Source organism: Shinella sp. H4-D48 (genome assembly GCF_022637395.1).
Classification (GTDB): domain Bacteria; phylum Pseudomonadota; class Alphaproteobacteria; order Rhizobiales; family Rhizobiaceae; genus Shinella; species Shinella sedimenti.
In genome coordinates this window covers 1628229-1639896 of the sequence record NZ_CP093337.1, presented here as the reverse complement: position 1 = coordinate 1639896, position 11668 = coordinate 1628229, and the positions used below count along the sequence as shown (strand labels likewise).

Sequence of the window (11668 nt, the reverse complement as noted above, 5' to 3'; positions counted from 1 at the left end):
CTTTATCCGTGCCCGGCCGATCGAGATCGATGCGCGTGCATTTTTCTTGAAATTTCCGTCGGGCTTGCCTTATGACACCAAACTCACGGCGCCAACCTGGCGCCTCACAGTTTCGAATGGTTCTAAACTAGGTTCTAGAAAAGCTGACTGCTTTCGTCAAGACTTCAGTTGACAAGAATCCGTTTTCGGACCCGAGCTTGCCGGAGTAAGAATGCCCGAAATCATCTTCAACGGACCCGCCGGTCGCCTTGAAGGCCGTTACCAGCCGTCCAAGCAGAAGAACGCCCCGATCGCCATCGTGCTGCACCCACATCCGCAGTTCGGCGGCACGATGAACAACCAGATCGTCTACCAGCTCTTCTACATGTTCCAGAAGCGCGGTTTCACGACACTGCGCTTCAATTTCCGCGGCATCGGCCGCAGCCAGGGCGAGTTCGACCACGGTGCGGGCGAACTGTCGGACGCGGCCTCCGCGCTCGACTGGGTGCAGAGCCTGCATCCCGATTCCAAGAGCTGCTGGGTCGCCGGCTATTCCTTCGGTGCGTGGATCGGTATGCAGCTCCTGATGCGCCGCCCGGAGATCGAAGGCTTCATGTCGATCGCCCCGCAGCCGAACACCTATGACTTCTCGTTCCTCGCGCCCTGCCCTTCGTCCGGCCTCATCATCAACGGTGAAGCAGACAAGGTTGCGCCTGAAAAGGACGTCAACGGCCTCGTCGAAAAGCTGAAGACGCAGAAGGGCATCCTCATCACGCACAAGACCGTGCCGGGCGCCAACCACTTCTTCAACGGCCAGACGGAAACGCTGATGGCCGAGTGCGAGGATTACCTCGACCGCCGCCTCGCCGGTGAACTCACGCCGGAACCGGCCGCCAAGCGCATTCGCTAAGCGCCCGAAAGCATAAGAGAACAAAAAGCCCGATGGTTTTGCCATCGGGCTTTTTGTTTGCTGTCAGCTCGCCTGCTTGACGGCATGCAGCACCACAGCCGGCGGCTCAGCCTCGCGCACGCAGTCGCGCCCGGCATTCTTGGCGGCGTAGAGCGCGTCATCGGCGCGACGCATGGCAAAACGCAACGGCTCGTTCTGGCCGATTTCCGCCACGCCGAAGCTAGCGGTGACGCGAACGCCCTGCGGCAGGCCGGGCACCGGCGATACGGCCCGCGTCGCGCGCAATGCATGAGCAAACAACAGGGCCGCCTCCTTGCCGGTGCGCGGCAGGAAGAGCACGAACTCCTCGCCGCCAATGCGGGCGACGAGCGCACCTTCGGGAGAAGCGGCCTTCAGCATCTCGCCAAAGGCGCGGATCGCGGCGTCGCCACCCTCGTGGCCGTACGTATCGTTGACCGATTTAAAGCGATCCAGATCGCAGATCACGATGCTGTGCGGCCCCGATTGCGCCATCAGCGCATCGACGCGATTGTCGAAACCGCGACGGTTACACAAGCCGGAAAGCAGATCCACCTCGGCGTTCACCTTCTCGTCGGCAACGATTTCCAAGACGAGCACGCACAGCAGCATCAACCCGACGGCGACGATGAGAACAGCGCCCGTGCTCTGGGAGACGAGTGCAAACGGGCTGCTAAGATAGTCTTTCGCAGTCGCGCCCGCACCGGCAAACACGGCGGCAAAGCCTTTCAGGATAAAATGCAGGCTGGTGGCGACCAGCAACACGACAAGCGCCCGATCCACAAAGGATTTCACCGGTGCCCGCCATGCGGCCCAGGCACTCATGCCAAGCGCCACGGCAAAGGGCGCCTGATAGGGCAGCGCATGCTGAAGGGTGCCACGCGGCAGGTCATAGATCAAAGAACCAAGCGCCACGAAGCACAGATAGATCCCGGCGAGCGCGGTACGACTGGTCTTCAGATTGTAGAGATGGCCAATACCGATGCGCAACATGAACATGCCGGCGAGCATCGACGCGAAGGCAAGGAGCGCCCAAAGCCTCACCGGCGGGACATAGGCGATGAGGAATTCGAAGATTGCAGACAGCGAGGCGACCGCAAAGCTGCCAGCGAACCAGCGGGCGGCCACGCGATTGCGACTCCGGGCGGAGACCGCCAGGAAGAACATGAAGAAACATTGCGCGATGAGGAAATTCACCGCCAGCAGGAAGCCCGCGCCACTCATTGGCCACCTTACGCATTACACAGGAACCATTCCGTACATCGTACCCGGAATGACGGTTGACCATGCTAGGGACCGGCAGGAAAAATTGCGTTAACCGGAATTATCAGATTTCCGTAGCAGCCCGCCCGTCACCGGTGAATTGACGCCGGTGGTTCCCGGAAAGGTGAGTGGCAGGCCGGCGATCGATCGCACAGCCAGATAAGCCCAGGCCTCCGCCTCCATGCTGTCTCCGTCGAACCCCAGCGCCTCGGCGGTGACGACTTCGGCCTCTTCCCGTTCGGCAAGTGCGGCAAGATCCTCCATGATGACCGTATTCAGCCGGCCACCGCCGCAGATCACGTAGAGCGCGGGGCGTTCCGGCAGATGCCGGGCGGAACGCAGGATCGCGGCCGCCGTGACATGGGCGAGCGTGCGCGCACCATCCTCGAGGTTTGCGTCCGCTTGTGCCGGCGGGCGAAAATCGTTGCGGTCGAGCGAGCGGCGAACCGGATCGGTGAAGAAGGGAAGGTCGAGATAGCGTGCCGCCAGCGCGGGATCGATACGGCCCCTTGCCGCGATCCTGCCGCCTTCATCGAAGGCAATGCCTGCCCGTGCTTCGACCCATTGGTCGATCAACGTATTTCCCGGTCCCGTATCGTAGGCGACGATTTCTCCGCCGCTGCCGATGAAGGTGATGTTGGAGATGCCGCCGATATTGACGAAGACGACCGCCTTGCCGCGCGCATTGGCGTGGCTGGCCGCAAGCGCGGCGTGATAGGCCGGAACCAGTGGCGCGCCCTGCCCGCCATGCACCATGTCGTTGGCGCGCATGTCATAGACGACTGCAATGCCGGTCTCGGCGGCCAGCAGTCCGCCGTCACCGAGCTGTACGGTCAGCCCGTCATCCGGCCGGTGCAGCACGGTCTGGCCATGAAAGCCGATGACGTCGATATCGGCTGGAGACAGATTGTTCTGTGCGAGAAAGGCGTTGACGGCCTCGGCATGGCGCATCGTCAGCTCCCGCTCTATGGCGGCGAGATCGCCCGGCCGCTCGCTGCGGTCACGGATCGTCCTGGCGGTTTCCAGCGCGTCTTGCAGGCGCAGACGAAACGCAGCGTCATACGCCTGCGCCATGGCCGGACCACGTTCAACGCGCCCCTCACCATCTGTGCGCAGCAGAGCAACGTCTATGCCGTCGAGGCTCGTTCCGCTCATGAGGCCGATGGCCGTTTTCACTGCTGTCATGCGACATCTCCAGACTCACTTTTAAAGTGATTATGCCCGCAAACGATGTTAAACGCCCCGCTGTCCACCGGAAAACCATCTCCGGCCATCACGATTCCACCAGAGAGACAGGCCATGTCCGAATTCAAATCCGACTTCCTTCGCACGCTGAAAGAGCGCGGCTTCATTCATCAGATCTCCGATGAAACCGGCCTCGACGACCTTCTTGCCAAGGAAACCGTGACGGCCTATATCGGCTTCGATCCAACGGCGCCCAGTCTCCATGCCGGCGGACTCATCCAGATCATGATGCTGCACTGGTTCCAGAAGACCGGCCACCGTCCGGTTTCGCTGATGGGCGGTGGCACCGGCATGGTCGGCGATCCGTCCTTCAAGGACGAAGCGCGCCAGCTGATGACCCCGCAGACCATCAACGATAACATCGCCAGCATTAAAAAGGTCTTCTCGAACTACCTCACCTACGGGGACGGTCCGAAAGACGCATTGATGATCAACAATGCCGACTGGCTGCTGGGCATCAACTACCTCGAATTCCTGCGCGATGTCGGCCGGCATTTCTCGGTCAACCGCATGCTGGCCTTCGACAGCGTGAAGATGCGCCTGGAGCGCGAGCAGTCGCTGTCCTTCCTCGAATTCAACTACATGATCCTGCAGGCCTACGATTTCGTCGAGCTGAACAAGCGCTGCGACGTGCGCCTCCAGATGGGCGGTTCCGACCAGTGGGGCAACATCATCAACGGCATCGACCTCGGCCACCGCATGGGCTCGCCGCAGTTCTACGCGCTGACCTCGCCGCTTCTGACCACCGCATCGGGTGCCAAGATGGGCAAGTCGCTTTCGGGCGCCGTGTGGCTGAACCCGGACATGCTGTCGGCCTATGATTTCTGGCAGTACTGGCGCAACACGGAAGACGCCGACGTCTCGCGCTTCCTGAAGCTCTACACGACCCTGCCGATGGACGAGATTGCCCGCCTTTCGGCGCTTGGCGGTTCGGAAATCAACGAGGTCAAGAAGATCCTCGCCACCGAAGTCACGGCCATGCTGCATGGCCGCGAGAATGCCGAGCAGGCGGCCGAGACGGCGCGCAAGACCTTTGAGGAAGGCGCAATCGCCGAGAATCTGCCGTCCATCGACGTTGCCACGGGCGAACTCGAAGCCGGCATCGGCCTGCTCGCGCTGATCGTCAAGGCTGGCCTTGCCGCCTCCAACGGCGAGGCACGCCGTCACGTTCAGGGCGGCGCGGTGCGCATCAACGACACCGCGGTCTCCGACGAACGCCGCCTCGTCGGAACCGCGGATGTTTCGGCCGACGGCGTCATCAAGCTGTCGCTTGGCAAGAAGAAGCATATCCTCGTGCGCCCCGCCTAACGGCGCAACGATGGATCGCCGGGCAGACCTTTTCTTCGTCGCCTCGGCTACGAGGGCGTTCCTGAAACCCGCATGGGTTCGCTGGCAGCACGCGCGCGGCGAACCCATCGCGGAGGTGCTCTCGTCCAACACCTGCGGACGAAGCAGCCTGTTTCTGCGCAATGTGCTTCGCGCGGAGGGTTTTGCGGCGGAATGGGCGAATGGAACGCCCCGTTTGTCGGAAGACGGGCCGGACATCGGCCCCTTCGGTTTCTTTACCGGGCATCGCTGGGAGAGCCATGCCTGGGTGGTGAGCGGCGACCTTATTCTGGACATTACCGCAGACCAGTTCGGAGCGCCGCCCGTCATTGTCACCTCCGCTTCCGACGAACGCTATCGAACCGGGAGCGGAGACACCGCGCCGCCAAGCGCCATCGAGGCACGACGGGTGGCTGTGGAGACATTGTGGCCTGACTGGCTGTCTCATCGAGCGCAGCTCCAGCTCGGCCGGCTCGAAGATTGACCTTCAGACCCGCGTTCGTGATCTCAGCACCCGCTAATCGGTCCTACTGGAATTCGAAGATATTACGAAACACGCCCGGCGCGATGATCGAGAGCGGGTTGATGGTGAGATTGGGCTGTTCGACCGGCCCAGCAAGCTTGAAGGTGATGCCGATCAGACCGCGGTCGTTGCCGTTGCCGAGGATGATACCGATCAGCGGCAATTCGGCGAACAGCCGGTTGAGGCCATAGGCCGGCATGAAGGTGCCCGTCATGTCGATATTGCCATTGGCGTCGCGCACGATGCCCTGGAATGTCGCGCCCACGGTCTCGCCCCGCACGACGCCATTCGCCACACTGAGTGCGCCGCCGGCAGCGCGCACCTGGGCAAAGCCGCGGGAGAACTTCACAGCACTGACATCGATTTCCCGGCGGACCGCCTGGTTCAGGCTGCGGCCGTTTTCCCCGGCCGGTGTCGAGACGAGCGAACGCAGCCGCTCCTCGCCCACCAGCGCGAAATTGCGGACATCGACCGACCCCAGCCAGCCGTTCGCGCCCGTGTCACGCAGGCGGACATTGAGGAGCCCGCCCCTCATGTGACGGTAGACATCGGCAAAGCGTACGACGGCACCCGCATCGCCGCTGGTCAACTGGATCACGTCGACACCGTCGGTCTTTACAACCTGAGCCACGACAGGCGCGCCACCGGACGTGACGCCGGACAGGTTCAGCCCCGAAATGCGGCCGCCGGCCGTATCGTAGCGGAACTGAACGTTGGAAAGGCTCTCGCCGTTGAAACCCAACGCGCGCGACAGGCTCGCATCGACACTCACTGACTGCTTGTCGCCGCCACTGCCCCCGGTGGCGTTCTTGAGCCGGGCAAGCACCTGGCGTACATCCGCCGCTTCGCCATTGGCCGCCACCCGGTAGCCGGACTTGGAACGGTCGACCTTGATGCGGAAACTGTCATCGGCGGACAGGCGAACGGTTGATAAATTCGCCGAATCGAGCGAGGCACCGCGGAAATTCAGTGCGCCGGCGACATTGAAGCCGTCACCGACAAAACGGAAATCGGAAATCTTCGTCACACCATCGGCCGTATTGGCTGTGAGCGTCACCTTGCCGCCGATGCCTGCGCCCTTTGTCCAGCCAAGCCAAGGCACCGACACCGCCGCCTTGCCCATGTCGGCCTCTACGCTGCTTGGTCCGTTGCCCTCCTGCTCGACGCGTATGTCGACAGGCCCCTCGATGATCTCGTCCAGTCCAGGCAGCAGCGCGCGGCGATCCTTGTTGCCGATGGTCCCTGAAAGGGTCGTCTTGCGTTTGGCGCCGGTGGATTTGTCGACGGGTTCGAGCAACGCGATGTTGAGGCCTACGCCATCGATATCGGCTTTGGCATCGAGAGCAGCCAGCCGCGGATCGATCGCCAGCACGCCGCGCAAGTCCGTCACCTTGCGACCGGCGACCGGCTTGCGCACGTCCACGCCCTCTAGCGTCAGCGCCGCGTTCCATTCGGGCGGCGGCGGGCTATGCGCGGCGATCACGCCGAAATGCGCCTTGACCTTGGCCTTCACCGGCCCGGAGAAATCCTCGGGCACAAAGCCCGTCGCAGGCAAGGCGCGGATGGGGCGATAGGTGACGAGTTCGGCAATGGCGTCCGCGTCGCCCGAAACGTTGATATCCATGTCGGCCATCAGCGGCTTGGTATAGTTATCCGGGAGGATGAAGGTACCGCCGCTCAGGGCGACGGAACGGCCCGACGGGAAATAGGCCGTGCCGCCCTTGATGGAAATTTCGGTGCGCGGCCCGCGCAGGCGGAATTGGCCGGATGTATCGCGCAGTGGCGGGATTTCTCCTGCAACGTTCATGCGCGCGCCCTCGATATCGAAGTCGATTTTCAATTCGTCTTCGGTGAGGCGCATCGGCACGCCGGGCGTGCGTTCGCGTCCTTCGGCCAGGTAGAATTCAATGCGACCGTTCGTGACGGTACCGCCGAAGATGTTCTTGATCACCCAGCTTCGCGCGGTCTTGGCCATCCAGAACGGCCAAAACTGCTTGACCGCAGCCGATTCCAGTTCGCTGGCGATCATCACGAAGCTGACTTCCGGCTCCCGGTCGCCGAAGCGCATGGCAAGCGAACCCGCCACGTTGCCCTTGTCGCTCGACACCGCCATCTCGTCGAATTGCAGCTTCTTCGTCTTCGTCAGGAAGTAGCCGCTCGCCTTCGCATCGAAACGGATCGGCGCCTCGGTGGAATCGACCGGACGGCTGATCGCATTGCTGAAAACGAGATCAATGGCAAAGCCCTTGTCGGGCTTGTCGGACACGCGGTCGAGGTCGATGAGGCCTCCCGTAAAGGGGAAGTGCGACTGGCCGACGCTCGCATCCCTGGAGATGAGTTCGATGGAGCCCTTGTCGAAGTTGTAGCTTGCCTTGATCGTCGACGGGCGCAGCTCGGCCGGCACGCCGTCACCATAGACAGTACCGGCGGCGAGGCCGATATCCACCGTCAGCCTGGGCTTTGCGGTTTCGCCCTCGCGTCCGGCGCTGACGGTCACATCCATGGTGGTGGCCACACCCGCATGAACGTCGCCGTCCGGTGTGTGTGTCAGCAGGAGATTGCCGAAGGCGACGTTGCGGATGACGCCGTCGATCGTTCGTACCGATCCGCCTTCCGTCGCCGCGGTCAGGTCGATCTCGCCATCCTTCCCGTTCAGCAGGAACCGGCCGTCGATGGACATGGTGCCGCCGGCATCGCGCGAGAACTGGAGGTCGGCAATGGACAGCACGACGGGGCGTCCGCCCGGCCCCTGGAACGTCGCGCCGAAATCCGACAGATTGACGGCCTGCATGCCGCTCGAATCAAGCAGGCGGTCCATGCCGTCGAGCCGCTCAAACGCCGTTTCGAGATAATCGGGCACATCGGAAATGCGCAGATCGTCGAGATCGAGCGGCTTGCTTTCAGGCAGCAGCGCCGCATTGATCATGACGCCATCCACATCGAGCCGCGAAATGGCGACGCGTCCGACGACAAGGGCTGTGGGATCGAGCACCAGGCCGACAGCCTCGGTCGTCGCCATTTCCTTCTGCGAGTGCACATCGACGATGCGCACATTCTCTGCCTTCAGGACAAAGCCGCGCAGGCCGGCGACACGCAGCACCGTATGATCCACCGAGGCGCGGTATCGCGGTCCCAGGGCATCGTTGAGGGCGACGACGGCGCGCGCGTTCAGGGTGCTGTCGAAGACGCCCGCTTCCACAAGCGCGATAATGCCCGCGCCGATGAACAGGACGATGGCAACGACGACCGCAAGAATGCGGCACAAAAAGCCGGTTCGGCTGGTTTCCACGGCGTGCAGGACGATCGGCTCATGCGCCCGCGCAGACGGCAGTTCGTGCAGCGGAACGATATCCTGCTTGCGGAACACAACTTTCTCGCCGCGGATTTCTCCCATGAAGCGTTTGCTTTCCCCTGCCCTGGTCCGCCGTGCTATCCCGTGGAAAGGTAGCGTGCCGTCCGCTCTGCGCTGGACGATTCTGCCCGTCACTATATATGCGGAAAGCCCGGTCCCTGACTCAAAAAGCCGGCCAAAGAAAGGAAATCCCATGGCAGAACTGGCCCCAAGCATGAAAGCACCCGATTTCACGCTGCCGCGCGATGGTGGCGGCACCGTTTCCCTGCAGGATTTTCGCGGCAAGCCCGTCGTCCTGTTCTTCTATCCGAAGGACGACACGAGCGGTTGCACGACGGAGGCAAAGGACTTCACCGCCGCCCGGCCCGATTTCGACGCAGCCGGCGTCGCGCTGATCGGCATGTCGCCCGACCCGGTCAAGAAGCATGATTCGTTCGTCAAGAAGCACGGCCTCGACGTGCCGCTCGCCTCCGACGCAGGACTGGAGACCTTGCAGGCCTATGGCGTATGGAAGGAAAAGAGCATGTACGGCCGCGCCTATATGGGTGTGGAGCGCACCACTGTGCTCATCAATGCCGAGGGCAAGATTGCCGAGATCTGGAACAAGGTGAAGGTCCCGGGCCATGTCGCCGCCGTGCTGGACGCCGCCAAGAAGCTTTAAGCGACGCGATCAAGGCCCCGGAATGACTCATATTCCCCACATCGAAAGCCTGCGCGGCGGCGCTACCGCCGCCATCGCCTCCGCCGACCTCGATATGAAGGCGGATCTCGCGCAGGAAACCGCGCGCCGCTGGTTCGCCCGCACGCTCTCGATACGCTCGCCGCGCGATCCGGCCCTGCCCGCGCGGCCGGGTCGGCCGGACAAGCCGGATCTCGTGCCGCCGAGAAACATGGAGAAGCGTTCGCTGCACACCGAGAAGGGACGCATCGCGCTCCTGCATGCGCTCGCCCATATCGAACTCAACGCCATCGATCTCGCGCTCGACATCGTGGCGCGCTTCACGACCGAGCGGGTACCGCATTCCTTCTTCGACGGCTGGATGCAGGTGGCCTTCGAGGAGGCCAAGCATTTCCGGCTGATCCGCGACCGGTTGCGCGAACTCGGCGCCGACTACGGCGACCTGCCCGCCCATGACGGCCTGTGGCAGGCCGCGCACGACACACGCAACGACCTGACCGCGCGCCTCGCCGTCGTGCCGCTCATTCTGGAGGCGCGCGGCCTCGACGTGACGCCCACATTGCAGATGAAGATGCGCGAGACCGGCGACCACGCCAGCGCCGACATTCTCGACATCATCTACAACGACGAGAAAGGCCATGTCGCCGTCGGCGCGAAGTGGTTCCGCTTCCTCTGCGCGCGGGAAAAGAAGGACCCGTCGGCCACCTTCCAGGAGCTGGTGCGCACCAATTTCCGCAGTCCGCTCAAGGCGCCGTTCAACGATGTCGCACGCGCCGAAGCAGGTCTGACGCCGTCCTTCTACCGCTCCCTCGTTTCCGTGAGTCAGAGCTGATATTTCAGGCCGAAGCGGCCGCCGCGAAAGGCTTTATTAACCCTAACAGAGTGTAATCCCCGCCAAGAGTACAGCACCGCGAGTCACGGGTTGGCGCGATGGTGGCATGGCTGAAACGTCTGGGGGTCATCTGTGGCGGAGCGTCCTGAAAACCGCGTCTTCGGAAAACGCGCGCAGCAGCATGTCGTTATCCTGGCGAGCGGCGACAAGATCCGCCACATGACCATCCGTCCCTGGATGGCCGCCGTCACCTTCTGCTTTGCCGGCATGTTCACCGTCGGCTATCTCGCCGCCACTTCCTACCTCGTCCTGCGCGACGACCTGATCGGCGCCACGATGGCGCGGCAGGCGCGCATGCAGCACGACTACGAAGACCGCATTTCCGCGCTGCGCGCCCAGGTCGACCGTGTGACCAGCCGCCAGCTTCTCGATCAGCAGGTCGTGGAAGAGAAGGTCGAAAAGCTGATGCAGCAGCAGTTGGCGCTTTCCGCGCGCCACGGCAAGCTCGATGCCCTGCTCAATCGCGCCGAAACTGTTCCCCTGCCCGAAGAGAAGCCGGTGACGGACGGCCGCCGCGCCGATGCGGTCGGCGCGATCAACGCCATCATGGGCAACGTGGCCCCACAGAAGACAACGCAGCTCGCCTATGCCTCGACCGGCGAATCGGTCGCCGATCGGGCCGATCGCCTCTTTTCGCGCGTCACGCTGTCGCTGAAGGACCTCGAACACGACCAGCTGAACCGGATCCAGTCTCTGACGGCCGGCGCATCGGAAACCGCCGACGCCATCCAGACCATCCTGCGCCGCACCGGCTTCGATGTCACCGAGACGGCCGCCGCCGACGATCAGGCTGCCCAAGAGGGCGCGCAGACGGCCATCGGCGGTCCCTTCGTTGAGCCCGAGACCTTTTCCAATCCCTTCGAGGAATCCATCAACGACCTCGACGACGCGCTCGATCGTCTCGATGCAGCCCGCCGCACGGCGCGCAAGCTGCCTTTCGGCAACCCCTCGCCGGGCAGCAACATCACCAGCCGCTTCGGCAACCGCACAGATCCATTCCTCGGCAGGTTGGCGCTGCATGCCGGAATCGATTTCCGCGCGAGCACCGGCACGCAGATCCGATCCAGCGGCGCCGGCACCGTCACCGTTGCCGGCCGCAACGGCGGCTACGGCAACATGGTGGAAATCGATCACGGCGACGGCCTGACCACGCGCTACGCCCATCTTTCCCGCGTTCTCGTCAAGGTCGGCGATCACGTCGAGGCGTCCGATCCGGTGGGCCTGTCAGGCACCACGGGGCGTTCCACCGGCCCGCACCTGCACTACGAAGTGCGCCGTAACGGCAAGGCGATCGACCCGATGCGCTTCCTCACGGCGGGCATGAAGCTGACCACCTACATGGATTGACGAACGCCAGATCCGTTCCCCTTCGTATGACAAATTTGTCGTTCGGCAGCAGCAAATAGCCCGCCGGTTTTGTAGAAAAGCTGATTTCCTTGACTTTCCGGCACTTTCGGCATAAGTGCGCTGCATCCTAGCGG

Annotated in this window: 9 protein-coding genes; 6 read left to right on the top strand and 3 right to left on the bottom strand. The window is 63.0% G+C overall.

All coding sequences use genetic code 11. The features are described from left to right. Positions 1-211 precede the first annotated feature (211 nt). Positions 212-889 (top strand): alpha/beta hydrolase, encoded by a 678-nt coding sequence (locus MNR02_RS07915; RefSeq protein ID WP_134650779.1) that lies wholly within the window; start codon positions 212-214, stop codon positions 887-889. A 63-nt stretch (positions 890-952) separates the two neighbouring features. Here MNR02_RS07915 and MNR02_RS07910 read toward each other — a convergent pair whose 3' ends face one another. Together MNR02_RS07910 and MNR02_RS07905 are read right to left on the bottom strand one after the other, a co-directional pair. Continuing rightward, entirely contained in the window at positions 953-2131 is a 1179-nt protein-coding gene (locus tag MNR02_RS07910) for a diguanylate cyclase (protein WP_241948728.1), read from the bottom strand. Between the two features lie 90 nt (positions 2132-2221). After that, entirely contained in the window at positions 2222-3355 is a 1134-nt protein-coding gene (locus MNR02_RS07905) for an anhydro-N-acetylmuramic acid kinase (protein WP_241948727.1), read from the bottom strand. A gap of 114 nt (positions 3356-3469) precedes the next feature. On the opposite strand from MNR02_RS07905, the gene tyrS reads away from it, so the two are divergent. Both tyrS and MNR02_RS07895 read left to right on the top strand, forming a co-directional pair. Next, positions 3470-4723: a tyrosine--tRNA ligase gene (gene tyrS / locus MNR02_RS07900; protein ID WP_241599126.1), complete on the top strand. Its 1254-nt coding sequence runs from the start codon at positions 3470-3472 to the stop codon at positions 4721-4723. 10 nt (positions 4724-4733) lie between these two features. Beyond that, positions 4734-5225 carry a hypothetical protein gene (locus MNR02_RS07895; protein WP_241948726.1) on the top strand — a complete coding sequence of 164 codons (492 nt, stop codon included), beginning with the start codon at positions 4734-4736 and terminating at the stop codon, positions 5223-5225. A gap of 43 nt (positions 5226-5268) precedes the next feature. On the opposite strand, the gene MNR02_RS07890 is transcribed toward MNR02_RS07895, so the two are convergent. Next, positions 5269-8658: a DUF3971 domain-containing protein gene (locus MNR02_RS07890; RefSeq protein ID WP_241948725.1), complete on the bottom strand. Its 3390-nt coding sequence runs from the start codon at positions 8656-8658 to the stop codon at positions 5269-5271. Positions 8659-8809: 151 nt separating this feature from the next. Here MNR02_RS07890 and MNR02_RS07885 point away from each other — a divergent pair, with 151 nt between their 5' ends. The 3 genes from MNR02_RS07885 (at position 8810) to MNR02_RS07875 (ending at position 11534) form a co-directional block, all read left to right on the top strand. Then, the gene (locus MNR02_RS07885; RefSeq protein WP_241948724.1) at positions 8810-9277 is read left to right on the top strand and encodes a peroxiredoxin; all 468 of its coding nucleotides are present in this window, start codon (positions 8810-8812) and stop codon (positions 9275-9277) included. Positions 9278-9299: 22 nt separating this feature from the next. Then, the gene (locus MNR02_RS07880) at positions 9300-10127 is read left to right on the top strand and encodes a ferritin-like domain-containing protein (RefSeq protein WP_241948723.1); all 828 of its coding nucleotides are present in this window, start codon (positions 9300-9302) and stop codon (positions 10125-10127) included. 132 nt (positions 10128-10259) lie between these two features. Next, entirely contained in the window at positions 10260-11534 is a 1275-nt protein-coding gene (locus MNR02_RS07875) for a M23 family metallopeptidase (protein WP_241948722.1), read from the top strand. Positions 11535-11668 lie beyond the last annotated feature (134 nt).